Below are 25,872 nucleotides of genomic sequence, written 5' to 3'. Positions count from 1 at the left end.
ACAAAATTCTTAAAAAAAAAATCAAAACTCGTTGAATTTTAAGAATTTTTTTCTCATGTTTAAAACTTGTTGAAAGTACAAAAAAAAAATTAAAATTTTATGGTTAATCCTACAAAATGCTCTGAAAATCAGATTAGAGTACGTTATGGTGAAACAGATCAAATGGGTGTGGTTTACCATGGAAACTACGCGCAATATTTTGAAATAGGTAGAACAGAGTGGTTAAGAGAATTAGGAGTAACTTATAAACAAATGGAAGAAGATGGTGTTATGCTTCCGGTTATATCTTTAAGTGTAAAATTCAAAAAGTCAGCGTATTATGATGATGTTATTAAAGTGATAACAAAACTAAAAAAAATGCCAGCAGCAACTATAGAATTTGACTACGAAATTTTAAATTCTAAAAATGAAATTTTAACGACAGGAAATACCGTTTTGGCGTTTATAGATATTAACAAGAATAGACCTACAAGATGTCCAAAATATATTTTAGACAAATTACAAGATTAATCGTTTAATGGGCTTATAGAAACTTCAAATAAGCTATCAAAAGCATTAAAAATAGATTCGCTTTCTTTTAATCTTACAGAAATATTAAGTTGGCAATCTAATTCTAGTTTTTGATCTAAAACCTTTATGTTTTTTTCTTTTATAATACGCATCACTTTATTCATGTTTTTGTAATCAAAAGTGATTTTGTAATGCCTGTTAATAGTTTTAGTAACAATTTTTGAAGCTTCTAAACTTAATTGAGCCGCTGTTTTATAAGCATTTATTAAACCACTAACACCTAGTTTTACGCCTCCAAAGTATCTTACAACTACAATTAAGATATTTGTGACTTCAAAAGATTGTATTTGCCCATAAATAGGCATGCCTGCACTGTTGTTGGGTTCACCGTCATCATTTGCTCTAAACTGTATATTGGTTTCGTCTGTTCCTATTTGGTAAGCATAACACCAATGTCTGGCTTGGTGGTGTTGTTTTTTTAAATCTTCTATATATTGTTTAACCTTATCTTCAGAAGACACAGGAAACGCATATCCAAAAAATTTACTGTTTTTGTCTTTGAATAAGATTTCTTCAGATGGTTTGTTTATGGTTTTGAAAGTATCTTTCATTATGCTAATGTCACTAAAATTATCGAGACAATCGCCAAAACAATACCTATCCAGTTTTTAGCTGAAAGTTTTTCTCCAAATAAAACCAAACCTGTTAAAGTGGAAAGCATCACAATACCTACATTATTTACTGTAAATAGAGTAGAGCTCTCAAACGTTTCGTGGTCTAGTGCTTTTAATAAAAAGTAAATAGAACTGTAGTTTATAATACCAAGAGTAATACCTCCTAATAAACTTTTAGGTTGAAATTTAAATTCGCCTTTAAATAGTTTTGCAATAAGGGTTAATACGCCAATTAATGCTGCGCAACCAAAAATTGTTGCAGAAAAAATAGGAATTCCATTTTCAGGAACGTAAGTAGTTTCTAGATATTTAATAGAGGTGTCTATAACTCCAGAACCTAAAAACAAAAGTATAGGAAAGAGTAAGTTTTTCTTAAAATTGATTTTAGAACCCGCTTTTATGGAAGCTAAATATACTGCAGCTAAAGCTAGCAATATACCTATTAGCTTTTGCAAGCCAGTACTTTCATTATAGACGTAAATACCAAAAATAACAGGAATTACAACACTCATTTTTGAAGCTACTGAAGCAACAGAAACACCGTTTTTTTGAACTGTAATCGCCATTACAATAAAAATACTTATAAATAAAACACCTAAAAAAACGGCTCCCAAAAACCATTTTGAGTTGGTGATTTCAGAAATACTGATAGGCGAATCGTAAGCGATTAAACCAACAATACATGCTATAAAATAGTTGACAACTATAGCTTGAGTAGTGTCGATTTTAAATCGTTGAAAGAGCTTAAAAACAATAAAAATTAAAGTTGAAGCGAGTATGCTAAAAACTAAATACATTAAAATAAATGGTTGTTTATAGTGAATAAATTTACAACATCTTCAGTAGTTGGGTTGATGTTCCAGGTATGAATGCCAAGTTTTGATGCAGAATCAGTGTTCTCTTTGGTGTCGTCAATAAAAAGGCACTCTTCAGGTTTTAAATTGTTTTCATGGAGTACAAACTCATAAATGTTAGCGTTAGGTTTTCTTAAATTGATTTCGTGCGATAAATAAAACACATGAAATTGGTTTTTAAAATCGTCGTAAAATTCCACCTTGTCTTTTATCCAATTAATATGTAATTCATTAGTATTACTTAATAAAATTAGTTTGTAGTCATCAGTTTTAGCTAGTGTTTTTAAAAACTCTAAACGATGAGTAGGGAAATCTCTCAAAATATAGTTCCAAGCATCAAGAATGGATTCTTTTGAGAGTTTAGGGAAATTCTCTACATAAAACTCTATAAACTCTTCGCTAGATATTAGTCCTTGTTCATACAAACTATTTATGGCAATGAGTTCTTCAGGGAAAGTTTCAACTTCAAACAAATTAAGAGCGTTATTCATTGCGCCTTCTTTATCTAAGTTGATAAACACATCACCAAAATCAAATATTAAGGTTTTAATCATAGTTTTTTCGTGTAAACGGATTTTTTTTAGTTATACATCCTTATCAGGATTTTCATAAATCCTTAAAATATCATTTTTAATGTTTTCTTCAGAAATTAGCTTTCCTGTAAAATTTGGTGCTTTTATACCTTCTTTAAACATAGTTTGTCCTGTAAATACACGCGCTTCATCCCAAACACCAGAATCTATAAAAAGCTGTAAGGTTTTTGAGCCTCCTTCAATAATTACAGAATTAATTTCAGCATCATATAAAGCTTTGCAAATTGATTGTGCTGACGTGTCTTTGACTACTATGGTTTGCGCTTCATTATTAAAGACCTTATATGCTTTTGAAAGCGTTTCGTTTTTGTCTAAAACCACACGAATAGGATTTGTTCCAGTCCAATCCCTTACTGTCAAGCTTGGGTTGTCTTGTAAAACAGTATTTGTACCAACCAAAATAGCTTGTTCTTCACTGCGCCACTTATGCACTAATTGACGTGAGTAAGTGTTAGTGATCCAAACAGGCTTTTGTTCTTCTTTAGTTAAAGGAGCAATAAAACCATCAGTAGTTTCAGCCCATTTTAAAATAATATAAGGACGTTGCTTGTTGTGAAACGTAAAGAAGCGTTTATGATGTTTTTTACAAGCGTCTTCTAAAACGCCAACAACAACATTGCATCCAGCATTTTTTAGTTTTTCAATACCTTTTCCTGCAACTTTACTATGAGTGTCAATAGTACCAATTACAACTTTAGGGATGTTATGTTTAATAATTAAATCGCTACAAGGCGGTGTTTTTCCAAAATGACTACAAGGTTCTAAAGTAACATAAAGTGTTGCTTTTTCTAGTAAAGACTTGTCTTTTACTGATGCTATGGCATTTACTTCTGCATGATTGCCGCCATAAGGACTTGTAAACCCTTCTCCAATAATAGAGTTGTTATGCACAATCACGCAACCAACCATTGGGTTTGGTCTTGTGGTTCCCAATCCGTTTTTGGCAATTTCAATACAGCGTTTTATGTAATAGTCGTGTTGTTTCAAGAAGAGTAATAATTAACAAATATTATAATTTATATTTATAGAAAATTAAAATAACATTGAAAAATTTCTTTTATCGCTTATTATCTTATTTAGTTTGCATTTTTATAATGATAATAGGTTATTCACATATGATTTCAATACCTAAGATGGAGTTTCCATATGTATACAAATCAATCTTAACAAGCGCTATTGTAGCATTTTTTCTGATAGCTTTACCATTATTATATATAATTAAAGATTTAATTAAATGGTTGAGAAACAAAAACTGAAATCTACCAAAGCAATTGAATGATTTCTTATCAAAATCGAATTTATAATATGTATCTTCATCCCGAAAAATTTCGGGATAAAAATAATACAATAAAGTGAGCAATAATAATATTGTAATTAGAGAAATACAGCCTGAAGATGACCAGCAAATTGCAAAGGTTATTAGAGAGGTGCTTATTGAGTTTGGAGTGCCTAAAGTTGGAACAGCCTATGAAGATAAAGCTTTAGATTGTATGACAAAAACGTATGATACTCCTAAATCTAAATATTTCGTTATTGACCACAATGGTAAAATTATTGGTGGAGCAGGTATTTCGCAATTAGATAACTACGAAGGAAATGTTTGCGAGTTGCAAAAAATGTATTTTTTACCAGAAGCTAGAGGTACTGGTTTAGGTGCAAAAATGATGGCAGTTTGTCTTGAACAAGCTAAACAGTTTGGGTTTGAGCACTGTTATTTAGAAACCTTGCCATATATGAAAGCAGCCACAAAACTCTACGCTAGAGTAGGGTTTCAGTCACTAGATAAGCCAATGGGATATACAGGACACTATTCGTGTAATGTATGGATGATAAAAAAGTTATGAAGTTAAAAGACATTCAAACATTATTTCATAAAACGCTAGATACTGTTTATGGTAAACAAGAGGTCGATAGCTTTTTCTATCTCTTGACCGAGCATGTTGTTGGTTTAAATAGAATGGTTTTAGCTTTAGAGCCAAATGCTATCATCAATAAAAAAAACGAAGAAGTTTTTCAAGATGCTTTAAGCAGACTAGAACAGCAAGAGCCTATTCAGTATATTATTGGAGAAACCGAGTTTTACGGTTTAATGTTCAAGGTCAATCCAGATACCTTAATTCCAAGACCTGAAACCGAAGAACTTGTAGAGTGGATTATCAAAAATCACTCAGCTCAAAACCAAGATGCTCAATTAAACATTTTAGACATTGGTACAGGAACAGGTTGTATTGCGATTTCTTTGGCTAAACACTTGCCAAATGCTAAAGTTTATGCTCTAGATGTTAGTAAAAACGCATTGGAAGTAGCGAGACAAAATGCTGAAAATAATAATGTATCTGTGCAATTTATAAATGATGACATTTTAAATCCTGATGGGTTTAAATCAGATTTTAAATTTGATATCATAGTGTCCAATCCGCCTTATGTACGACAACTTGAAAAGCAGGAAATAAAACCAAATGTGCTCAATCATGAGCCACACCTAGCGTTATTTGTTGATGATCATGATCCGTTGTTATTTTATCGATCTATATGTGAATTTTCAACTATTTATTTGAAAGAAAAAGGCACTTTGTATTTTGAAATTAATCAATATTTAGGAAAAGAAATGGATGATTTAATACAGACATTTTCTTTTAAAAACGTAGAGCTCAAGCAAGATTTATTTGGTAATGATAGAATGGTGAAAGCAGTAAAGGTTTGAGGTTTTTAATAATTCTTAATGACTAATTGCACTTAATATGGCTTTAATTTTTTTTGAGTCAGAAAAGGTGAGAGGTGTTGAAAATAACGAACCATCACTTTCAATGGTTGAAGAAGCTGATGCGTGAATTTCCTTTAATCCTATTTCTTTAAAACGTTTAGCGTTATTTTGGTTAATGCCACCACCTGCTAAAATGGTAATTCTTCCTTTAGCTTTTTCGTTTAGTTTTTTTAGAGTATTAATGCCTTTTTCAGCTGAAGGTTGTAAACCGGAAGTCAGTACTCTTTCAGTACCTAAATTGATGAGCTGTTCGAGAGCTTCTTCAGGATTTTTAACGCAATCAAACGCACGATGAAATGTAAAAGAAAGTGGTTTGGAGAGTTCTACAAGTTCTTTTGTTTGTTTTAAGTCAATAGTATCATCTGCATTTAAAACCCCTGAAACGATGCCTTGAAAACCTAAGTCTTTACATAGTTGAATGTCTTGTTTCATGATGTCAAGCTCATCTTCTGTGTAGACAAAATTACCACTTCGAGGTCTGATTAATACAAACACCGGAATTGAAAGTGTATCTCTTACTTGTTTTAATAAACCATAACTAGGTGTAATGCCACCAACAGAAAGTTCTTGACATAGCTCAATGCGATGAGCTCCTGCGTCTTGAGCGTTTTTAGCTGATTGATAGGAATTGGCACAGATTTCTAAAAGCATGTTTTTGTGTTTGTCACATCGAGTGATTTTGATTTATCAAAATTGTATCGAGATGATTGTTCTCGATACAAAATTATTACATAATTTCACTCGAACTGACTATTATATTGGTTAATTCACAATTATTTCATCAATAAACGTCCATGCTTTGTTACCAGCACCTTGTTTGCCTTCTGGAATAATACCATGGTTTGGGATTTTAAAGGTGATATAACGTCCTGAAACATTGGGTTCAAACTTTATGCTGATAAGTTTTTCTGTTGCATTCGGAATCTGCATTTTTTCAACTTCATTTTCGATTTCTATTTCGATTTCATTAGGAGCATAAATCCATTGGCCTTGTCCATTGTAAAATCTAGTTTCAATAGAATTGATTTCTGTTTCTTCACCTAAATCAATAATGATCTCAATATCTTCTCCCCAAAATCCCAACCATTCTTTATCTCCATAACGTGAATCGCTTCCAGAAACACCATTGATTAATCCTTCAGCACCACTTCCAAGATAGGATTTGTGAGGTGCTTTATTTATGGTAATCTTTTTTCCTACTGCCTTATGATGATTAATGTTTTGAGTGAAAACTTTGCCTAATTGTTTTTCATTATTAAACAGGGACGCTTTTATGGTCACGCTTTTAGTAATTGGAATAGGTTGATTATAAATTTCTGATTGCAGTGTAGGTTCCGAACTGTCTAGGGTGTACCTTATAGTTTTACCGTCAGTTAGCGTTTTTAGTTGATAGCTAAGGTTATCATTTGATAGTAACTCACCTTCAATCTCATAAAGATGATTAGCATAATTAATATCTAAAGCATCGAGTCTCTTGTGAAAATTCTCAACACGCTTCACAAAATCAGGATAATTTTTGTTTTCTGGTTTTGACCATACCACTTCGCTCATGGCTAACATTCGTGGAAAAGCCATATATTCCAATTGACTTTCGGTGTTAATGTACTCTGTCCAAATGTTCCCTTGTGCACCTAAAATGTATTGTGCTTCGTCATCATTGAGTTCCTCAGGGATTGGGTTAAAACCATATACTTTTTCTAATGGTAAAAAACCACCAATAGCTAAAGGTTCGTTGTCGTTTTCACTTTGATAATAATCAAAATAACAATGAGACGTAGGTGTCATAATTACATTGTGGTGTTGCTTCGCAGCTTCAACAGCACCTTCAATTCCTCTCCATGACATTACAGTTGCATTTGGAGCTAAACCGCCTTCAAGAATTTCGTCCCAACCTATAATTTGCTTGCCTTTGCTGTTAAGATATTTTTCAATACGTGCTATAAAATAGCTTTGTAGTTCGTGTTCGTCTTTCAAACCTTCATTCTTTATGAGTTTTTGACAATATTCACAGTTTTTCCATCTGGCTTTTGGAGCTTCATCACCACCAATATGAATGTATGTGCTAGGAAAAAGAGTAGCAACCTCGTCTAAAACATTTTCTAAAAAAGTAAATGTTTCTTCTTTTGGACAAAAAATATCTTCAAAAACTCCCCATGTTGTAGCAACATCTATTTGTTTTCCAGTACAACCTAATTCAGGATAAGCAGCAATGGCAGCTTGTGCATGACCAGGAAGTTCAATCTCAGGAATTACGGTAACAAATCTACTTTTAGCATAAGCCACAACCTCTTTAACTTCTTCTTGTGTGTAAAAACCTCCATATGTTTTACCGTCAAATTGTTGAGGTTGGTCGCTATAATGACCAATAAGGGTTTCGTTTCTATAAGCTGCAATCTCTTGCAGTTTTGGATATTTTTTGATTTCTATTCGCCAACCTTGATCGTCGGTTAAATGCCAGTGAAACGTATTCATTTTAAGCATCGCTAAAGCATCAATATATTTCTTTATGAATTCAACTGAAAACATGTGTCTGGATACATCTAAGTGCATACCTCGATGCTCGAATTGTGGCTCGTCTTTTATTGCGGCACAAGAGATAAGTGCTTTTGCTTCAGAAAACGTTTTATTTTCAAATTCGGTAGGTAGCAATTGTCTTAATGATTGTATTGCATAAAATGCACCTTGATCTGTTTTGGCTTTGATTACAATTGACTTCGGAAGAATTTCAAGCAAATATCCTTCTGGATTTTCAATGCTATCATCTTTTATGAATGAAATAGAATTATTGTCCTGTAGCTTTATGGAACTTCCATTTTCAATGTAGGATTTTAAAAATTCTGCAGAGATTTTAAAATCGTCAGTATACTTTATTCCGGTAGAATTGTCTAAAACAAAATGTCCTTTATTAATAGTTTGCTCTGAAGGAATTGGGATAATTTGAGGCTTAATGTTGGGTGTTTCAGTGTTTTGACAATTGAATAAAAAACTGATAAAAACAATACAAACGGCTATTTTCTTGAAAGGCATTTTAGTATATTAGATGCTTTAAATATAACTTAAAAAAGATAACTTTTCTCAATTACTTTAATGGATATTAAACAGCAAATAGAAACCCTTCGTGATGAATTGCGTAAGCATAATTATAATTACTACGTATTGGATAATCCTACAATAAGTGATTTTGATTTTGATGTAAAGCTTAAACAGCTTCAAGAGTTGGAAGCAAAATATCCTGAGTTTTATGATGCAAGTTCGCCTACATTGCGTGTAGGAGGAGAGGTTACAAAGAATTTTGAAACTGTTGCTCATGAGCATCGTATGTATTCTTTGGATAACTCTTACTCTAAAGAAGATTTGTTAGATTGGGAAACTCGTATTAAAAAGCAAGTTGATGGTGAAGTACAATATACTTGTGAACTTAAATATGATGGTGCGTCTATTAGCTTAACGTATGAAAACGGACAACTTACAAAAGCGGTTACAAGAGGTGACGGATTTCAAGGTGATAATGTTACCACCAATATAAAAACCATTAAATCGGTTCCGTTGCAGTTGAAAGGCGATTTTCCTCCTAAATTTGATATAAGAGGTGAAATTGTATTGCCTTTTGAAGGGTTTAATAAAATGAATGAAGAGCGTATTGAAATAGGAGAAGAACCATATAGAAACCCAAGAAATACAGCTTCAGGAAGCTTGAAGCTACAAGATAGTACTGAAGTAGCTAAACGTCCTTTGGAGTGTTTGCTTTATAATATTACAGGAACTAATTTGAATATTTCCACACAATTTGAAAGTTTAGAAAAAGCTAGAGCTTGGGGATTTAAAGTTCCGCAAGCCGCTAAACTTGCTAATTCAATTGATGAGGTTTTAGAATTTATTGCCTATTGGGATGAGCATAGACATAATTTACCTTACGAAACAGATGGTGTTGTTATAAAGGTAAACAGTTTGTATCAACAAGAGGAATTAGGATATACAGCCAAAGCACCACGTTGGGCAATGGCTTATAAGTTTAAGGCAGAGCAAGTTTCTACTCGATTAAATGAAATTACTTATCAAGTAGGACGTACAGGAGCAATTACTCCAGTTGCAAATTTAGAACCTGTAGAATTAGCAGGAACAACTGTTAAACGAGCGTCATTGCATAATGCAGACCAGATTGCTAAGTTGGATATTAGAGAAGGTGATGAGGTGTATGTAGAAAAAGGAGGAGAGATAATCCCTAAAATTATAGCTGTAGATTTAAGTAAACGACCAGCAGATTCTAAACCAACTGAATATATTACCCACTGTCCAGAATGCAATACTGAATTAGTAAGAACTGAAGGTGAAGCACAACATTATTGTCCGAATTACAATGGATGCAATCCTCAAATTATTGGTCGCATACAGCATTTTATTTCAAGAAAAGCAATGGATATTGATGGCTTAGGAGGAGAAACCGTTGCTTTGTTGGTTAATGCAGGTTTAATTACAAATTATTCTGATTTATATGAATTAACTGTAGACCAAGTGTTGCCCTTAGAACGTATGGCTCAAAAAAGTGCTGAAAACCTTATTAACGGAATTGAAGCATCTAAGCAAATTCCTTTTGAGCGCGTTTTGTATGCGTTAGGTATAAGGTATGTTGGAGAAACCGTTGCTAAAAAACTAGTTAAACATTATAAAACAATTGATGCGATTAAAAATGCTTCGGAAGAAGAACTTGTCAATGTAGATGAAATAGGAGTGAAGATAGCAGAAAGTGTTGTTGCCTTTTTTGCTTCGGAAGCGAACAGCTCTATTATTGAAAGACTGAAACATTTTGGAGTGCAATTGGAAATTTCAGCCGAAAAATTAGCAAATCAAACCAATAAATTAGAAGGATCTACGTTTGTAGTATCTGGCGTGTTTACTTCTGTGTCAAGAAATGAGCTTAAAAAGCTTATTGAAGACAATGGAGGTAAAGTGTCTTCTTCAATATCTTCTAAAACAAGCTATGTTGTTGCTGGAGACAACATGGGACCAAGTAAAAAAACAAAAGCAGAATCCTTAAATATATCTATTCTTTCAGAAGAAGAATTTTTATCAATGATTAGGTAAAATCCTACAAAATGTTAATTTTTATCGATAAAATGCATTTTTATTCGTTTAATTGTATTTTTTATTTATATTTGTCCCAATAAGGGATTAATTAAATAAATGCAAAAACCAAAAACATTAATAGCATTGCTTGCTGTACTTAGTGTTGTCTTTTTAGGATTACAACTCTTTAAGTATGAGTATTATGCCTCAGGTATTAGAGCATTGCTTTTGGTCTTGCTTAGTATCTTATACTGTTCGCGCGTTGAAAATAAAAGAAAGTTTTTCTTTTTGTTTTTAATAACATTTACAATTGCTGATGTTTTTAACTTCTTGTCTTGGCAAATTTCTCCTGATAGTTTTATGGCTGACTACTCTTATTACATTATTAATGCAATGTATATTTTATCATACTCGTTTTTGATTGTTCAAATATTAAAAACACTGGATATTAAACAAGTGGTTACCAAATTGCCAGTTCATATAATAATTTTATTGGTTTTAGATATTTCGTGTGTAATTGTGGTGACTAATACTACAAAACCTGAATTACAATTTGCAGAGTACTTACTTGAGTTTGTTTATAATACTGTTATAATGGCTTTGTTGTCTGTAGCGCTTATAAACTACATATACAAAGACGATAAAAAATCGATGAACTTTTTAGTGGGTTCAATTTTTATAGTCTTTTCAGAAGTAATACAACTAGCTTATTTTTATGTTTCGGAAGTAAACGTATTAAATGTACTATGTTCTATCTTCTTAGTGCTTGCTTTTGTATTCTTCTATTTACAGGCAAAAATTAGCCACGAGGAAAATTATAATAAACTAGAAGTTTAATTTTTTTCCAATCACAGGAATGTCTTTTTTGTAAAAATAAAGGATAATAGCAGAAAGTATAAAAGTTACTACTGCAGTTGAAAATAAAACTCCTCCATCATTATTAACTTGAATACCTAGTTGTGTTAAATGCATAACTATTGCACCAAAAATCACACCTAATGTTAGTGTTGCACCTGCCCAAACAGTTTTGGGAATAAGTAAAAGTATTCCGGCTATTAACTCAAGAATTCCAATAGCAATCCTGCCATAAGGTTCAAGACCAACTTGCGAAAAAATGTATACACTATCAGGATGTGCTGTAAACTTAAATCTAAGAGTTTGAATTAAAATAATTGCAACTGCTAATCTGAGGATAAAAAGAAGTTTAGTTTTCATGAGATTATTTTTAGTTAATATCCCATTTAGACGCAAAACTAGTTTAACCCTATCATTTTAGTGTTAAAATTCTAAACTATAATAGAGGTTCCTTCAGCAGCTTTGTTTTTATCAGCATCAAAATAAAAGTCGATTTTACCTAGGTTTATACCATAGCAACCTACTTGGTTTACAAGGGTGTTTTTACCTTCAATATTTTTAACAACAGTTGGTTTAGGCAAAAATGTATGTGTGTGTCCACCAATAATTAAGTCAATATCTTTGGTGGCTTTTGCTAAGTTAAGATCGCTTACTTTTTCAGGACTGTTTTTGTAGTAATACCCAATATGCGAAAGACAAATAATTAAATCGCAACGTTCAGCCTCTTTTAAAACGCGCGTCATTTCCTGAGCAGTTTCAATAGGATCCATGTATACAGTTTCTTTATACATATCTTTACCTACCAAACCATCTAACTGAATTCCAAGACCAAAAACACCAATTTTAATACCTTCTTTTGTAAAGGTTTTGTAAGGTTTTACATGAGTGTCCATTATGGTATTTTTAAAATCATAATTAGCTGAAATAAAATCAAAATCAGCATGTGGTAATTGTGCATATAAACCATCTATACCATTGTCGAAATCATGATTTCCAATTGTAGCTACATCGTATTTAAGCATACTCATCAGCTTGAACTCCAATTCGCCACCATAATAATTAAAGTAAGGAGTGCCTTGAAAAATATCGCCAGCATCCATTAATAAGGTATTAGGATTTTCTTTTCGTATCGCTTCAATTAAACTAGCGCGTCTAGCAACACCACCTTTATTTGCGTTTCTGCCATCTTCAGGTCCAAAAGCATCAATATGACTATGTACGTCATTGGTATGAAGAATGGTGATTTTTTTTGGAGGAGTTGCAAACGATTGTAGTCCTAAACCACCTAATCCTATTAAGGTTGATGCAGCAGCTGTTTGTTGTATAAAGTCTCTTCTTTTCATGGCTTAGTTTTTTAATTGAATAAATCTGTCATCAATTACAGGATTAATAGTGTCTACTTTTTTGAAATAATCTATGAGAGCATTTCTAATTTTGTAATCTAAATCATAAAGACTGTCGTTGGTTTTGAAAAAATCCATGTGGTCACCACCATTGTATAAGTAATCATTGGTTAAAACAAAATAATTTTTATCAAAGTCAATAGGAGAGTCGTGTAAACTAGCTGAAGCAACATTGAAATCTGCGTCAATAGCTAATTTTAATTTAGAAATTGGATGCGCTCTTTTTGCTTTAGCTAAATATTCTAATAATTCTTTTACTTGAGCGCCTTTTAAGTCAACCACAACCATTGAGTTTTCAAAAGGCATTAATCCATAAGCAGTTCTTGCTGTAACATTACCTTTAGAGAGTATAGATCGAATTCCACCATGATTAAGTAAAACAAAATCGATGTCTTTTCCTGTTCTTTTCTTAAATACAGGGTTTGCTTGTTCGTAGATAGCATCAGCCATAAAATTTCCTACAGCTGTGTTGTATTCTCCATCGTTTTTTGAGTAGGTATCAACAGAATATGCTAAAACACTATCAAGGTTTTTGTTAACATGTTCACGATAGGGTTTAATGAATGCTTCAACGTCAGAATTAGCTTGAAGACTATCGGTAATTTGTATCTGTTTACCTTCAATTCTATATAAATGATTTTCTTGTTTACAAGAGGTGAAAATCAAGACTGAAGCAACAACTAAAAGGTGTTTGAAATTCATAGGATATTTTAAAAAGTTACAAAAAGATGTAGCACTATTTACTACATTTGCAAAAAGGATAAAGATAAATGATTTTAAAGGCATTTAGGGAAAAATCAAATCAAAAATATATCAACAAATTGTTAAATTCTAGGAATGTGTCTTTTAGCAATACTAAGGTTGATAAAGTAGGAGTGATTTTACACTTAAGTGAATTTTCTGATTTTGAAGCTTTCAGAACGTTTTTTGAGTCCATAGACATTAAGCGAAATAAAGTTAAAATTGTCGCTTATGTTGAAGATAACAAAGATAGTAACGACCTTTGGGATACGTATTTCAATCCAAAAGATTTTGGTTGGAACGGAAAAATAAAAAACGTAGAACTTCAAACCTTTATTGATACAGAGTTTGACATCTTAATTAGCTTTTATAAGCAAGATGTTTTAGACCTTAATTTAATTAGTGTAGCTTCAAAAGCTAAGTTTAAAGTAGGGTTAGCAGGAATTGATGATCGTTTTTACGATTTAATAATAAATGTTGCACCAAAAGAGTTTACGCTATTTAAAAACGAATTAAAAAAATATTTAACGGTTTTAAACAAAATATAATGAATACATTTTACGGCACAGGAGTTGCCTTAATAACGCCTTTTAAATCTGATTTAACTGTAGATTTTGAAGCACTTACAAATATTGTTAATTACAACATAGATAACGGAACAGACTACTTGGTTATTAGTGGTACAACAGGAGAGAGTGTAACCATCACTTCCGAAGAAAAGAAAGCCATAATTAATACTATAGTTGAAGCAAATAATGGTCGTTTACCTTTAGTTTTAGGAATTGGAGGTAATAATACAGCAGCAGTTATTGAAGAGATTAATACAACCGATTTATCTCATATCGATGCTATTTTATCAGTGTCTCCATATTACAGTAAGCCAACACAAGAAGGCATTTATCAGCATTTTAAGACCATTTCGCAAGCGTCTCCAAAACCTATTATTTTATATAATGTACCAGGAAGAACATCGTCAAACATGTTGCCAGAAACTACATTGCGTTTAGCAAATGATTTTGAAAATATCATAGCAGTTAAAGAAGCAGGTAACAATGTGGCACAATACTTAACCTTGATTAAGAACAAACCAGAAGATTTCTTGATTATTTCAGGAGATGACGATTTAGCGCTTGGTGTAGTTTTAGCAGGTGGAGCAGGAGTGATTTCGGTAATTGGGCAAGCATTACCTAAACAATTTACCAAAATGATAAATCTTGGTCTTGAAGGAAAAGCAAGTGAAGCTTACGCAATTCACTTTGATTTAATGGATATTACAAGTTTAATTTTTGCAGAAAACAATCCTGCAGGTATTAAGGCTGTTTTTGAAACGCTTGGTCTTGCAAAAAGCACAGTAAGATTGCCACTTGTAGAAGCAACAGAAGGGTTAAAATCTAAAATTAAAGAAGCGGTTAATAAGCTAGATTAAACCTAAAAAGTTAAAGTTTATATAAAGCTTACTCATAACACGTTACAACCTTTATTTTAGCACAAAATTTTTGTTTTTATAATACGTTATAAATACGTACTTTTGCATTCTGTTTAAATTTTATGAAGAATTTATTTTACACACTTTTATTAGGATTACTGTTAACCTCTTGTAGCGAGTTTCAAAAAGCACTAAAATCTGAAGATATAGCTGAAAAGTTCACTTTAGGAACTGAACTTTTTGAAGCTGAAAAATATAGTAAAGCTAACAGGTTGTTTGCTCAAATAGTTCCGCAATACAGAGGAAAACCACAAGCTGAAAAGTTAATGTATATGTACTCTAAGTCTTATTACATGATGAAAGACTATCACTTGTCTGGTTACCAGTTTGAGCGTTTTGAAAGCAGTTACCCTAGAAGTGAAAAAGCTGAAGAGGCTTCGTTTTTGTCAGCAAAAAGTTTCTATATGCTGTCTCCAGTTTATAGTAAAGAACAAAAAGAAACTTATGAAGCATTAGATAAACTTCAAATCTTTATTTCTAAATATCCTAATTCTGAATACTTACCAGAAGTAAACGAAATGGTAAAGGAGTTGGATTACAAATTAGAAAAGAAGGCATATGAAATTGCAAAACAATACAACAAAATAGCTTATTATGACGCTTCAGATTATGAAGCAGCTATAAAAGCTTTTGATAATTTTTTAATAGATTACCCAGGAACTAGTTTTAGAGAAGATGCTATGTTTTATCGTTTAGATTCAGCATTTACTCTAGCTATAAATAGTGTAAGAATTAAAAAAGAAGCACGTTTAAATACTGCTGTTGCCTATTACAATTCTTTTATTAAGTTTTATCCTGAGTCTGAACATGCAGAAGCAGCCAATAAAATGAATGAAGAATTACAAACAGAATTAGAGACATTCAAAGTAAAAAGTTAATTATTAAGATAATGGATTTAAAGAAAACCAATGCTCCTGTTACAACTGTAACTTATGACAGAAATGAAATTGACGCTTCAACAAGTAATATTTACGAAGCTATTTCTGTAATTTCAAAAAGAGCTGAACAAATTAACACTGACATTCGTAGAGAACTTATCGATAAACTTGAGGAGTTTGCAACCTACAATGATAGTCTTGAAGAAATTTTTGAAAACAAAGAGCAAATAGAGGTGTCTAAGTTTTATGAAAAATTACCTAAGCCTCATGCACTAGCTGTTCAAGAATGGTTAGATGACAAAATTTATTTCAGAAATACTGAAGACAACAATCAGGAATAAGATTTAAGATGTCAATATTAAGCGGCAAAAATATATTACTTGGCATCACTGCTGGTATTGCTGCTTATAAAACAGCTAACCTAGTAAGGTTATTTATAAAAGCAGGCGCAAACGTAAAGGTCGTTATGACGCCTGCTTCTAAAGACTTCATTACACCTTTAACACTTTCTACATTATCAAAAAATCCAGTTCATTCTTTGTTTACAAATGAAGAAGATGACAATGCTGTGTGGAATAATCATGTAGAACTTGGGCTTTGGGCAGATATTTTTGTGATAGCTCCTGCAACAGCCAACACCATGTCTAAAATGACTAATGGTACTTGCGACAATTTACTTTTGGCTACTTATCTTTCAGCTAAATGTCCTGTGTATTTTGCTCCTGCTATGGATTTGGATATGTACAAACACCCATCTACAGTGCAGTCTTTTAAGGCTTTAAAATCTTTTGGAAATATTATGATTCCTGCAACAAGTGGCGAACTTGCAAGTGGTCTTGTAGGCGAAGGCCGTATGGCTGAACCAGAAGATATTGTTGACTTTATTGAAAAAGATATTTTAAACAAACTACCACTTCGTGGAAAAAAAGTATTGGTTACTGCTGGACCAACGTATGAAGCTATAGATCCTGTTCGCTTTATAGGTAATCATTCTAGTGGTAAAATGGGATTTGAAATTGCCAAAGCTGCAGCAAACCTTGGAGCTGAGGTTGTATTAGTGTCAGGACCTAGTCACGAAACAGTATCTAGTAGTTTAATAAAATTAATACGAGTTACCAGTGCTTCTCAAATGTATAATGAAGCGCATAACTACTTTAATGATGTTGATATTGCAGTGCTTTCAGCTGCAGTTGCAGACTACAGACCAAAAAATGTTGCAGACCAAAAAATAAAAAAGAAAGAAGCAACGTTTAGCATAGAGTTAGAAAAGACTAAGGATATATTAGCTTCATTAGGAGCTATTAAAACCAAACAGTTTTTAGTTGGCTTTGCATTGGAAACCAATAACGAGTTAGAACATGCAAAAGGAAAATTAAAAGCTAAGAATTTAAATTTAATTGTATTAAATTCGTTAAACGATAAAGGAGCAGGTTTTGGAGGTTCAACAAATAAAGTTACTTTTATAACTAATGATGACCAAATCATTGCCCAAGAGCTAAAGTCTAAAACACAAGTAGCTGAAGACTTAATGAATCAAATATTAAAACAACTCAATGCGTAATTTTCTTTATATCTTATTTTTATGTTTCGGTTTAAGTGTTACTGCTCAAGAACTTAATTGTAACTTGGTAGTTAACGCGCAGCAAACTGGTAACGAAAATGTTCAGGTGTTTAAAACTTTAGAAAGACAATTAACAGAGTTTGTAAACAACACAACTTGGACAGATAAAAATTTTAAACCACAAGAACGCATCAATTGTAGTATGGTAATCAATATTTTAGATTACAATAGCGATGTGTTTAATGCGACGTTGCAAATACAATCGTCTCGTCCTGTTTTTAATTCAACCTATAGTACTCCAGTTTATAATTTTAACGATAAGAATTTTACATTTAGATATCTTGAGTTTCAAAATTTAGTATTTAATCCTAATCAGTTTGAATCTAATTTGGTATCGGTTTTAGCATACCATATTTATATGATTTTAGGTTTAGATGCTGATACTTTTGAGCAAAATGGAGGTGATGAATATTACAGACAAGCGCAAACTATTTTAAACTATTCGCAGCAAGAAAACTTTAAAGGTTGGAAGCTAGAAGATGGTCAGCAAACACGCTTTGTTTTAATAGACAACATTTTATCTCCAATGTTTAAAGAATTTAGAAATGTGATGTACGCTTATCATATGGAAGGATTAGATAAAATGCATAGAAACGCAAAATCTTCAAAAGAGGAAATAGCTTCGGTTATAGAAGAGTTAAAAGCTATGAATAGCAGACGACCTAATTCTTTTCTTATGCGTGTGTTTTTTGATGCAAAATCCGAAGAAATTCAAGACATTTTTTCAGGAGGACCAAGTGTAAACATTACTGAGGTAATCACATCACTTACTAGAATAGCTCCTATGCATGCTTCAAAATGGAGAAACATAAAATACTAGACACTTTAAAAAAGTGGTACTAGTATAGATTTTTGTTGAAACTTTAGCTTACAATACATTGCTTACATCACTATCCATAAAAAATTACGCTTTAATTGATAACCTTCAGGTTAATTTCAATAATGGGCTTACCATAATTACTGGAGAAACAGGAGCAGGAAAATCAATACTGCTTGGTGGCTTGTCTTTAGTGCTTGGTAAAAGAGCCGATTTGAGTAACGTTAAAGACGCATCAATAAAATGTGTTATTGAGGCCACTTTTGATGTTGCTAATTACAACCTAAAATCGCTTTTTAAAGACGAGGACTTAGATTACGAACCATTAACCATTGTACGTCGCGAAATATTGCCTTCAGGTAAGTCTAGAGCTTTTATAAACGATACACCTGTAAACTTAGATAGTTTGCAAACCTTAGGCGAACATCTTTTAGATATTCATTCGCAACATCAAACCTTACAGTTAACCAATGACGATTTTCAGTTTCAGGTTATTGATGCATTGGCAGATAACGCTAAGTTGCTTTCAGAATATTCTAACAAACTTTCAACATATAAATCGCTAAAACGAGATTTAACTCAATTGCAAGAGCAAAAAAATGAGTTTACCAAAGAGCTAGATTATAACCTGTTTCTTTTAAAAGAATTAGAAGCAGCAAAGTTGGAAGACGACGACTTGGAAACTTTAGAAGAAGAGTATGAAACGCTTAATAATATAGAGGAGATAAAAGATAAACTTTCAGCATCTTATCAATTGTTAAGTAATGAAGATATTGGTGTTATTAGTAATTTAACAGAACTCAAAAATCAGTTTGCTAAAATTTCAGAATATTCGGCAAACTATAAAGCCATTTTTGAAAGAATCAACAGTAGTTTAATAGAGTTAGACGATGTCTTTTCAGAAATTGAAACAGCTCAAGACCAGCTAGAAGATGACCCTAACCGATTAGAAGTAGTGAATGCTAAACTGCAAGTGCTTCATAATCTAATGCAAAAGCATATTGTATCTAATGTTTCTGAATTAATTTCTATTCGAGAAAACCTTAAGGAAAAAGTATCTGTAACTGAGAATATGGATACTCAAATTGTTGCTATTGAAAAGAAACTTAAAACGATTGAACAACAATTAAATCAACTCGCTAAGGATATTCATAAAACACGAGAAAACGCAATACCAAGTTTAACTGAGCAATTAGAAGCTATTTTAGGAAGTTTAGGAATGCCTAATGCTAAATTTAAAGTAGAGTTAAAGCTGGTAGATAAATTCCTTTTAAACGGAAAAGATGAATTGAGCTTTTTGTTTTCAGCCAATAAAGGTGGTCAATTTAATGAGCTTAAAAAAGCAGCATCAGGAGGAGAGTTATCTCGTATTATGCTTGCTATAAAGTCAATTTTATCAAAATATACGCAACTACCAACCATTATGTTTGATGAGATAGATACAGGAGTTTCAGGAGAAATTTCAAACAAAATGGGATCTATTATGCAGCAAATGAGTAAAACAATGCAAGTGTTTACAATAACACATTTACCGCAAATAGCATCAAAAGGAGATGCACATTTTAAAGTCTTTAAAGAAGATGTTGATGAGGTAACCCAAACGCAGTTAAAAAAATTAACTTCAGAAGAACGTATTGTAGAAATAGCACAAATGCTTGGAGGTGCAACACTTTCAGATTCGGCTTTAGAGCATGCTAAACAATTATTAAATTAAGATATTGTGAAAAGCAAGTATTATTTAATAGTCTCTTGTTGTGCGGCTTTAATGGTATTAAGTAGCTGTAATAACGATCCTTGTGATGTAGCGCATACAGTTGTAGATGGCGAGTGTATACCAGATTATGTCTTTCCTCAGAATGAAGACCTAATATCAGGAGATCGATTTTACCATGCCAAATATGGAGTTATTACCTTTAAAGACGATAATTGGTATAATGATGAAGGAAGTATTATTACAGAATTGAACAGTAAAAAGCAGTAATACATTTAAAGTTTTATTAATTTTGAATTTAATATTGATAAAACCTAAATAGGTAATCAAATACCAACTAAATTATAAATATTCAAAAAACTAGTAATATGTCATATAACTTATTAAAAGGAAAAAAAGGAATTATTTTTGGAGCATTAGACCCAAACTCAATAGCTTGGAAAACTGCAGAGCGCGTTCATGAAGAAGGCGGAACATTTGTGCTTACCAACGCACCAATTGCTATGCGAATGGGACAAATAAATGAACTTGCCGAAAAAACAGGTTCAGAGATTATTCCTGCAGATGCTACATCAATTGAGGATTTAGAAAATTTAGTGTCAAAATCAATGGAGATTTTAGGCGGAAAGATTGATTTTGTTTTGCATTCTATTGGAATGTCTGTAAACGTGAGAAAAGGAAAAGCTTATACTGATCAAAATTACGATTGGACTCAAAAAGGAACCGATGTTTCTGCAATGTCATTTCATAAGGTAATGCAAACACTGTATAAAGCAGATGCAATGAATGAATGGGGAAGTATAGTAGCCTTAACATATATGGCTGCACAGCGTGTGTTTCCAGACTATAATGATATGGCAGACAATAAAGCCTATTTAGAAAGTATAGCGCGTAGTTTTGGGTATTTCTTCGGAAGAGATAAAAAAGTAAGAGTAAACACTATTTCGCAATCACCAACACCAACAACAGCAGGTCAAGGTGTAAAAGGGTTTGATGGTTTTATTGCTTATGCTGATAAGATGTCGCCTTTAGGAAACGCCACAGCTTTAGACTGTGCTAACTATACAGTCACTTTATTTAGTGATTTAACCAAACGAGTAACACTTCAAAACTTATTTAATGATGGTGGATTTAGTAATATGGGCGTAAGTGATGCAGTTATGGAAAAATTTGTTGAATAGATAACATACATAATTTTAATACATATAATTAAAAAGAAGAAGGGCTTTTGGCTCTTCTTCTTTTTTTATACAATCACTTGATTTTTAAGTAACTGTTTTTTGTCGGCTTTTTTAGTTTTTAATCGATTAGAATTGAGAGTAGTTTCTTAACAGAAAATTAATCAATACATTTATACATTAACGTTTTATTAACTATTAATTAAAATAACAAATTATGAAAAAAATTACTTTATTGATAGCGTTGGCTATTTTTTCATTTTGTTGGCAATCAAATGCTCAAATTTCTGAAGATTTTGAAGTTGACCCTCCTTCAGGATGGACATTTATGCAAACAGAAGGAGATGACCCAGGATTTGTACAAACAAGTAGTCGAGCAAATTCTGGCACCTATTCTTTTTACCATAATGATGATAATATTGCAACAGAGTCTACTTCTTGGATGATTTCACCATCATATACTGTTTCTACAGGTGATGTTTTAGAGTTTTATTATAATCATAACTATACTTCAATAGGTTATGGAGTAGAAGAAGGAATTTGGATATCTACCACTTCGGCTGATCCAATAAATAATCCTGGAGACTTTACATTATTATATGATTTACTTGCCAATGCATCTGAAGATGTTTGGACTTTATATTCACAAAGTCTAGATGCTTATGCAGGTCAAACGGTTTATTTTGCTTTTAAATATGTTGGTGATTGGGAAGATGAACTTTATATTGATGACTTTTTTGCTGGAGCTCCACCTACTTGTCTTGAACCGTCTGCTATGACGGCTAACAATATTACTTCTACATCTGCTGATTTGTCTTGGACTTTAGGTGATGCAGAATCAATGTGGAATTTAGAGTGGAAAGCTGGAGCTGACTTTAATCCTGGTGCAGGTGAAGAAGATGGGTCAGATTCAGTATCAGGATCTCCTGAATATAATAGTCAATTAACAGGTTTAACTGCCAATACAGAATATTATGTGTATTATCAAGCTGATTGTGGTGGTGGAGATACAAGTACTTGGGCATCATTTACGTTTACTACGCTAGCAGAAACACCTAACTGTGCTGAAGCACCTATTACACCATTAGACGCAGCTGTTGATGTTGAAGGTGAGACTGTATCTTTAAGTTGGACTGCTCCATCATCTGGACCAACTCCAACAGGATATAATATTTATTCTTATGATGATGCCACCGGAACAAACCCAGTTTTAGAGACAACTGTAGCAACAACAACAGCTTCAGTAGATTTTTCTTATAGTCAAGTTGTGTATTGGTCTGCTGTTCCTGTTAATGTTTCTGTAGAAGCTTCTGGTTGTGCTATTTGGAGTTTTACTATTGAAGGTGCTCCAATTGGTTATGACTGTAGCAACCCAATTGTTGTTTCATCAGTACCTTATTCAACATCAGATGACACAGCAAATTATGGAGACGCATATGATCCTTCTGATGTACCTGCTTTAACAGGCGCTCAGTATACTAATGGAACAGGAAGCTCATCTTACTTAGGGTCTAATGACGCTGTATACTCGTTTACACCTGCTTCTGATGGCGTATATAGTTTTGATTTAACATTACCTACATCTGATTGGCACTCTTTATGGTTATTTGAAGGTTGTCCTTTTTCATCGGTAGTGGCTTACCATACTTCAACCAGTGGTTCAACTAGAAGTTTACCTTTAATTAGTTTAACGAGTGGTACAACGTATTATGTTGTAGTATCAGCTTGGACAAGTTATCCTCAAACATCAACTTATGATTTAGATATTTATGAAGTTACTTGCCCTGCGCCATCAGGTATGACTGCAGATAATTTAACTGAAACTTCAACTGATTTATCATGGAGTGCTGGTTATGCTGAAACAACTTGGAATATTGAGTGGAAAGAAGGTGCTGATTTCACTCCTGCAATGGGAGAAGAAGATGGATCAGATACTGTAAGTGGTACACCAGAATATAATGGTATGCTTACAGGGTTGAATGAGAGTACTACTTATTATGTGTATTATCAAGCCGATTGTGGTGGAGAGACAAGTGATTGGGTGGCGTTTACCTTTACAACACCAGCTGCACCACCAGCTAATGATGAATGTCTAGGAGCTATTGAGTTAACAGTTGAAGGAGAAATAGCAGATTTACCTTCTGCAACTCAAATTCCTGGAACAATAGCAGGAGCAACAGATTCAGGTATTGCAGCACCTACAGGTACAGCTAATGATGATGTTTGGTATAGCTTTACAGCAACTGCAACAGATATAAATATTGATGTAACTGATGATTTTGATGGAGTTATCCAGTTATTTTCAGGAGATTGTAATAACCTTACCTCAATTGAATATGATGACTATGACAGTACTTATGGAAATCCAAGAATAAGTCGTACTGACTTTGTTGTAGGACAAACATATTATGTAAGAGTATATTACTATTATTCTGGAACACCAACTTCATCAGATTTTACAATAGCTCTATGGTCTACTTCTGAAGTTTTATCGGTTGGTGATGTAGAAGAGAATAGTCAATTTACATATTTCCCTAACCCAGTTAATGATAAATTAACGCTTAACGCTCAAAGCAACATTCAAAATGTTGCAGTATATAATATATTAGGGCAAGAAGTAATAAACGCTTCTCCAAACACATTAGATGCTGAGGTTGATATGGTAAATCTTAATAGTGGTGCTTATTTTGTTAAAGTAACAATTGATAATGCTACAAAAACTATTAGAGTTATAAAAAACTAAATAGTTTTTAAATAAAAAGAAGAAAAGCCTTAGCTAAATAGCTAGGGCTTTTCTTTTTTTAGTACTTTTAAAATTAAACACTTATATAAATGAAAAAAAACATTTTATCTTTTAAAATAGTATTTCTAATGAGTGTAATTGTTTACTCTCAAACATATTTTTCAGATCAAGCTTCTAATATCGGATTAGGTTTTAGTAGTGGTAATACTCCTTTTGGTAGTGGAATAACTTTTTATGATTATGATAATGATGGTTGGGACGATATAACTTTGGCTTCTCAAGCTGGAACTGCTTTACGCTTTTTTAAAAATGTTAATGGCGTTTTTGTTGAAGAAGTGCTAATTGTGCCAAAAATAAACTCACAATCAAAGCAAACAAATTGGGTTGATATTGATAATGATGGAGATAAAGACCTTTATGTGACAAGTAACGTGTCAGGAAATAGGCTTTTTGTTAATAACGGAAGTATGAGTTTTCACGAAGTTACTTCAACTTGTGGTTTACCAACTAATAATATTTTTACTTATGGTGCATCTTGGGGAGATTATAATAACGATGGCTACCTTGATGTTTTTTTAAGTAATAGAGATGTTACAGGTGTAGTGCCAAATTATTTGTATAAAAATAATGGTGATGGAACATTTGTAAATGTAAGTAATCTTGTAGGTATACTAGAAGTTAGTGATTTATCTTTTTGCTCTGCTTTTTTTGATTATGATAAAGATGGTTGGCAAGACATTTACGTTTCTAACGATAGAGTAGATAACCCAAATGTACTTTATAAAAACAATGGAGACGGTACTTTTACTGATGTTAGTGTTAACACAGGTACCAATCTTTACATCGATGCTATGTCTGTAACAATAGATGATTATAATAATGACGGTTGGTTAGACATTTATGTAACAAATACACCAAGTGGAAATGTGTTATTACAGAATAATAATGGAGAGACGTTTACCAATGTTGCTTCAACAGCAGGAGTCCTTTTTAATAGCATAGGTTGGGGAGCAGTTTTTTTGGATGCTGAAAATGATATGGATTTAGACTTGTATGTAAGTGGAGAATTTAATGGTTCAGTACCAGGTTTTTTATCAGCTGCTTTTTATGAAAATAATAGTAGTGGCTTTTTTAGTATTCCTACCAATGTTGGTTTTGTTAATGACTACAGAAAAAGTTTTTCTAACGCAATTGGAGATATTGATAATGATGGGTTTCCTGATATTGCTGTGAATAACATTAATAATGAAAATATATTTATTTGGGAAAATCAAACAGTTTCAAGTAATAATTGGCTAAAAGTAAAACTTCAAGGAACTGTTAGTAATAGAGATGGTATTGGTTCTTTAATAGAAATTTCAATTAATGGAGAAAAGCAATATAGATATACACTTTGTGGAGAAGGTTATCTCTCTCAAAACTCAGGGACCGAAATTTTTGGACTTGCAGATAATACAGTTGTTGATTATGTAAAAGTAACATGGTTAAGTGGTATTGTTGATGTTATTAATAATGTAAATGCAAATCAAGTTTTAGAGATTATAGAAGGTGAAAACTCGCTGTCTAAAAATGATAATGAGTTTTTAGATTTTAATTATAATAATCCAATATCTGACTATTTAAAGATAAACTCACAAAACAATTTAAATAAAGTTTCAATTTTTAATATGTTAGGGCAAGAACTGTTAACTAAAACACCAAATTCTTCAAAAGTAATTATAGATGTAACTGATTTAATAAAAGGAGTATACTTGGTAAAAGTCTTGACTAGTGAAAGAACTGAAAAGACAATTAAGGTAGTAAAAAAATAATCTATTTTAAATACAACCTAATATAAAAAATAGACTTAAATAGTGTTGTGCGATAATCAAAAGTGTTTTCAACTAAGAAAAAAGTATTTTATCTAAGTTTCGAACTTTAAAACAAGGGTTTAATCTTTTTTTAATATTTTTAATGAGTTATTAATCTAATTATAAATGA

Annotated in this window: 25 protein-coding genes; 16 read left to right on the top strand and 9 right to left on the bottom strand. The window is 32.3% G+C overall.

The annotated features are described in order from the left end of the window. Positions 1-99: 99 nt before the first annotated feature. Positions 100-510 carry an acyl-CoA thioesterase gene (locus ABD011_RS11890; protein WP_343798520.1) on the top strand — a complete coding sequence of 137 codons (411 nt, stop codon included), beginning with the start codon at positions 100-102 and terminating at the stop codon, positions 508-510. Here ABD011_RS11890 and ABD011_RS11885 read toward each other — a convergent pair. From ABD011_RS11885 to ribD, 4 genes are read right to left on the bottom strand one after another with little or no spacing between them, the layout of a single operon-like run. Further along, positions 507-1,121 carry an IMPACT family protein gene (locus tag ABD011_RS11885; protein WP_131507172.1) on the bottom strand — a complete coding sequence of 205 codons (615 nt, stop codon included), beginning with the start codon at positions 1,119-1,121 and terminating at the stop codon, positions 507-509. The two genes, ABD011_RS11890 and ABD011_RS11885, sit on opposite strands and share 4 nt — an antisense overlap. Then, on the bottom strand, positions 1,121-1,981 hold the full coding sequence (locus ABD011_RS11880) for an EamA family transporter (protein WP_343798518.1): 861 nt from the start codon (positions 1,979-1,981) through the stop codon (positions 1,121-1,123). The genes ABD011_RS11885 and ABD011_RS11880 overlap by 1 nt, the downstream gene beginning before the upstream one ends. Beyond that, positions 1,981-2,592 carry an HAD family hydrolase gene (locus ABD011_RS11875; RefSeq protein WP_343798516.1) on the bottom strand — a complete coding sequence of 204 codons (612 nt, stop codon included), beginning with the start codon at positions 2,590-2,592 and terminating at the stop codon, positions 1,981-1,983. Before ABD011_RS11875 ends, ABD011_RS11880 begins: the two co-directional genes overlap by 1 nt. 30 nt (positions 2,593-2,622) lie before the next feature. Further along, complete coding sequence (gene ribD, locus ABD011_RS11870; RefSeq protein ID WP_343798514.1) at positions 2,623-3,618, bottom strand: bifunctional diaminohydroxyphosphoribosylaminopyrimidine deaminase/5-amino-6-(5-phosphoribosylamino)uracil reductase RibD; 996 nt, start codon at positions 3,616-3,618, stop codon at positions 2,623-2,625. A gap of 365 nt (positions 3,619-3,983) precedes the next feature. Here ribD and ABD011_RS11865 point away from each other — a divergent pair, with 365 nt between their 5' ends. Then, positions 3,984-4,475 carry a GNAT family N-acetyltransferase gene (locus ABD011_RS11865; protein WP_343798512.1) on the top strand — a complete coding sequence of 164 codons (492 nt, stop codon included), beginning with the start codon at positions 3,984-3,986 and terminating at the stop codon, positions 4,473-4,475. Then, positions 4,472-5,335 carry a peptide chain release factor N(5)-glutamine methyltransferase gene (gene prmC / locus ABD011_RS11860; RefSeq protein ID WP_343798510.1) on the top strand — a complete coding sequence of 288 codons (864 nt, stop codon included), beginning with the start codon at positions 4,472-4,474 and terminating at the stop codon, positions 5,333-5,335. The genes ABD011_RS11865 and prmC overlap by 4 nt, the downstream gene beginning before the upstream one ends. A 15-nt stretch (positions 5,336-5,350) precedes the next feature. On the opposite strand, the gene ABD011_RS11855 is transcribed toward prmC, so the two are convergent. After that, positions 5,351-6,046 (bottom strand): copper homeostasis protein CutC, encoded by a 696-nt coding sequence (locus tag ABD011_RS11855; protein WP_343798508.1) that lies wholly within the window; start codon positions 6,044-6,046, stop codon positions 5,351-5,353. 111 nt (positions 6,047-6,157) lie between these two features. Next, complete coding sequence (locus ABD011_RS11850; protein WP_343798506.1) at positions 6,158-8,422, bottom strand: beta-N-acetylhexosaminidase; 2,265 nt, start codon at positions 8,420-8,422, stop codon at positions 6,158-6,160. Positions 8,423-8,482: 60 nt separating this feature from the next. On the opposite strand from ABD011_RS11850, the gene ligA reads away from it, so the two are divergent. After that, on the top strand, positions 8,483-10,477 hold the full coding sequence (ligA, locus tag ABD011_RS11845) for an NAD-dependent DNA ligase LigA (RefSeq protein ID WP_343798504.1): 1,995 nt from the start codon (positions 8,483-8,485) through the stop codon (positions 10,475-10,477). A 99-nt stretch (positions 10,478-10,576) separates the two neighbouring features. Then, complete coding sequence (locus ABD011_RS11840) at positions 10,577-11,296, top strand: hypothetical protein (RefSeq protein WP_343798502.1); 720 nt, start codon at positions 10,577-10,579, stop codon at positions 11,294-11,296. On the opposite strand, the gene ABD011_RS11835 is transcribed toward ABD011_RS11840, so the two are convergent. From ABD011_RS11835 to ABD011_RS11825, 3 genes are all read right to left on the bottom strand, one after another. Then, positions 11,285-11,674: a DoxX family protein gene (locus ABD011_RS11835; protein WP_343798500.1), complete on the bottom strand. Its 390-nt coding sequence runs from the start codon at positions 11,672-11,674 to the stop codon at positions 11,285-11,287. The genes ABD011_RS11840 and ABD011_RS11835 overlap by 12 nt on opposite strands. A gap of 71 nt (positions 11,675-11,745) precedes the next feature. Then, positions 11,746-12,657 (bottom strand): bifunctional metallophosphatase/5'-nucleotidase, encoded by a 912-nt coding sequence (locus tag ABD011_RS11830; RefSeq protein ID WP_343798498.1) that lies wholly within the window; start codon positions 12,655-12,657, stop codon positions 11,746-11,748. A gap of 3 nt (positions 12,658-12,660) precedes the next feature. Further along, the gene (locus tag ABD011_RS11825; RefSeq protein ID WP_129760346.1) at positions 12,661-13,419 is read right to left on the bottom strand and encodes a 5'-nucleotidase C-terminal domain-containing protein; all 759 of its coding nucleotides are present in this window, start codon (positions 13,417-13,419) and stop codon (positions 12,661-12,663) included. A 68-nt stretch (positions 13,420-13,487) separates the two neighbouring features. Between ABD011_RS11825 and ABD011_RS11820 the strand changes: the two genes are divergently transcribed. The 11 genes from ABD011_RS11820 to ABD011_RS11770 all read left to right on the top strand — a co-directional run bounded on the left by ABD011_RS11820 (position 13,488) and on the right by ABD011_RS11770 (position 25,703). Next, complete coding sequence (locus tag ABD011_RS11820; protein ID WP_129760345.1) at positions 13,488-14,006, top strand: DUF6913 domain-containing protein; 519 nt, start codon at positions 13,488-13,490, stop codon at positions 14,004-14,006. Next, complete coding sequence (gene dapA / locus ABD011_RS11815; protein ID WP_343798493.1) at positions 14,006-14,884, top strand: 4-hydroxy-tetrahydrodipicolinate synthase; 879 nt, start codon at positions 14,006-14,008, stop codon at positions 14,882-14,884. The genes ABD011_RS11820 and dapA overlap by 1 nt, the downstream gene beginning before the upstream one ends. A gap of 122 nt (positions 14,885-15,006) precedes the next feature. Next, positions 15,007-15,822: an outer membrane protein assembly factor BamD gene (locus tag ABD011_RS11810; protein WP_129760343.1), complete on the top strand. Its 816-nt coding sequence runs from the start codon at positions 15,007-15,009 to the stop codon at positions 15,820-15,822. A gap of 11 nt (positions 15,823-15,833) precedes the next feature. Further along, positions 15,834-16,163: a DNA-directed RNA polymerase subunit omega gene (locus ABD011_RS11805; RefSeq protein ID WP_187347850.1), complete on the top strand. Its 330-nt coding sequence runs from the start codon at positions 15,834-15,836 to the stop codon at positions 16,161-16,163. 8 nt (positions 16,164-16,171) lie between these two features. Beyond that, positions 16,172-17,383 (top strand): bifunctional phosphopantothenoylcysteine decarboxylase/phosphopantothenate--cysteine ligase CoaBC, encoded by a 1,212-nt coding sequence (gene coaBC, locus ABD011_RS11800; RefSeq protein WP_343798489.1) that lies wholly within the window; start codon positions 16,172-16,174, stop codon positions 17,381-17,383. Then, on the top strand, positions 17,376-18,263 hold the full coding sequence (porD, locus tag ABD011_RS11795; protein ID WP_335975440.1) for a type IX secretion system protein PorD: 888 nt from the start codon (positions 17,376-17,378) through the stop codon (positions 18,261-18,263). Before coaBC ends, porD begins: the two co-directional genes overlap by 8 nt. A 58-nt stretch (positions 18,264-18,321) precedes the next feature. Continuing rightward, complete coding sequence (gene recN / locus ABD011_RS11790; protein WP_343798487.1) at positions 18,322-19,974, top strand: DNA repair protein RecN; 1,653 nt, start codon at positions 18,322-18,324, stop codon at positions 19,972-19,974. Between the two features lie 6 nt (positions 19,975-19,980). After that, the gene (locus ABD011_RS11785) at positions 19,981-20,241 is read left to right on the top strand and encodes a hypothetical protein (RefSeq protein WP_343798485.1); all 261 of its coding nucleotides are present in this window, start codon (positions 19,981-19,983) and stop codon (positions 20,239-20,241) included. Between the two features lie 98 nt (positions 20,242-20,339). Next, the gene (locus ABD011_RS11780) at positions 20,340-21,152 is read left to right on the top strand and encodes an enoyl-ACP reductase FabI (RefSeq protein WP_129760337.1); all 813 of its coding nucleotides are present in this window, start codon (positions 20,340-20,342) and stop codon (positions 21,150-21,152) included. A gap of 214 nt (positions 21,153-21,366) precedes the next feature. After that, entirely contained in the window at positions 21,367-23,892 is a 2,526-nt protein-coding gene (locus ABD011_RS11775; protein WP_343798482.1) for a T9SS-dependent choice-of-anchor J family protein, read from the top strand. An 89-nt stretch (positions 23,893-23,981) separates the two neighbouring features. Beyond that, positions 23,982-25,703, top strand: a complete 1,722-nt coding sequence (locus ABD011_RS11770; RefSeq protein ID WP_343798480.1) for an FG-GAP-like repeat-containing protein — start codon at positions 23,982-23,984, stop codon at positions 25,701-25,703. Positions 25,704-25,872: the final 169 nt, after the last annotated feature.

This window comes from Gaetbulibacter jejuensis (assembly GCF_039524015.1).
GTDB classification, from domain to species: Bacteria; Bacteroidota; Bacteroidia; order Flavobacteriales; family Flavobacteriaceae; genus Gaetbulibacter_B; species Gaetbulibacter_B jejuensis.
This window is presented reverse-complemented; position numbering and strand designations above follow the sequence as displayed.

What these genes read in the sequence shown, in the direction of transcription:
- ABD011_RS11890 (WP_343798520.1), top strand. Translation starts at nt 100, where the DNA reads ATGGTTAATCCTACAAAATGCTCTGAAAATCAGATTAGAGTACGTTAT.
- ABD011_RS11885 (WP_131507172.1), bottom strand. Translation starts at nt 1,121, where the DNA reads ATGAAAGATACTTTCAAAACCATAAACAAACCATCTGAAGAAATCTTA.
- ABD011_RS11880 (WP_343798518.1), bottom strand. Translation starts at nt 1,981, where the DNA reads ATGTATTTAGTTTTTAGCATACTCGCTTCAACTTTAATTTTTATTGTT.
- ABD011_RS11875 (WP_343798516.1), bottom strand. Translation starts at nt 2,592, where the DNA reads ATGATTAAAACCTTAATATTTGATTTTGGTGATGTGTTTATCAACTTA.
- prmC (WP_343798510.1), top strand. Translation starts at nt 4,472, where the DNA reads ATGAAGTTAAAAGACATTCAAACATTATTTCATAAAACGCTAGATACT.
- ABD011_RS11855 (WP_343798508.1), bottom strand. Translation starts at nt 6,046, where the DNA reads ATGCTTTTAGAAATCTGTGCCAATTCCTATCAATCAGCTAAAAACGCT.
- ABD011_RS11850 (WP_343798506.1), bottom strand. Translation starts at nt 8,422, where the DNA reads ATGCCTTTCAAGAAAATAGCCGTTTGTATTGTTTTTATCAGTTTTTTA.
- ligA (WP_343798504.1), top strand. Translation starts at nt 8,483, where the DNA reads ATGGATATTAAACAGCAAATAGAAACCCTTCGTGATGAATTGCGTAAG.
- ABD011_RS11840 (WP_343798502.1), top strand. Translation starts at nt 10,577, where the DNA reads ATGCAAAAACCAAAAACATTAATAGCATTGCTTGCTGTACTTAGTGTT.
- ABD011_RS11835 (WP_343798500.1), bottom strand. Translation starts at nt 11,674, where the DNA reads ATGAAAACTAAACTTCTTTTTATCCTCAGATTAGCAGTTGCAATTATT.
- ABD011_RS11830 (WP_343798498.1), bottom strand. Translation starts at nt 12,657, where the DNA reads ATGAAAAGAAGAGACTTTATACAACAAACAGCTGCTGCATCAACCTTA.
- ABD011_RS11825 (WP_129760346.1), bottom strand. Translation starts at nt 13,419, where the DNA reads ATGAATTTCAAACACCTTTTAGTTGTTGCTTCAGTCTTGATTTTCACC.
- ABD011_RS11820 (WP_129760345.1), top strand. Translation starts at nt 13,488, where the DNA reads ATGATTTTAAAGGCATTTAGGGAAAAATCAAATCAAAAATATATCAAC.
- dapA (WP_343798493.1), top strand. Translation starts at nt 14,006, where the DNA reads ATGAATACATTTTACGGCACAGGAGTTGCCTTAATAACGCCTTTTAAA.
- ABD011_RS11810 (WP_129760343.1), top strand. Translation starts at nt 15,007, where the DNA reads ATGAAGAATTTATTTTACACACTTTTATTAGGATTACTGTTAACCTCT.
- ABD011_RS11805 (WP_187347850.1), top strand. Translation starts at nt 15,834, where the DNA reads ATGGATTTAAAGAAAACCAATGCTCCTGTTACAACTGTAACTTATGAC.
- coaBC (WP_343798489.1), top strand. Translation starts at nt 16,172, where the DNA reads ATGTCAATATTAAGCGGCAAAAATATATTACTTGGCATCACTGCTGGT.
- porD (WP_335975440.1), top strand. Translation starts at nt 17,376, where the DNA reads ATGCGTAATTTTCTTTATATCTTATTTTTATGTTTCGGTTTAAGTGTT.
- ABD011_RS11780 (WP_129760337.1), top strand. Translation starts at nt 20,340, where the DNA reads ATGTCATATAACTTATTAAAAGGAAAAAAAGGAATTATTTTTGGAGCA.
- ABD011_RS11775 (WP_343798482.1), top strand. Translation starts at nt 21,367, where the DNA reads ATGAAAAAAATTACTTTATTGATAGCGTTGGCTATTTTTTCATTTTGT.
- ABD011_RS11770 (WP_343798480.1), top strand. Translation starts at nt 23,982, where the DNA reads ATGAAAAAAAACATTTTATCTTTTAAAATAGTATTTCTAATGAGTGTA.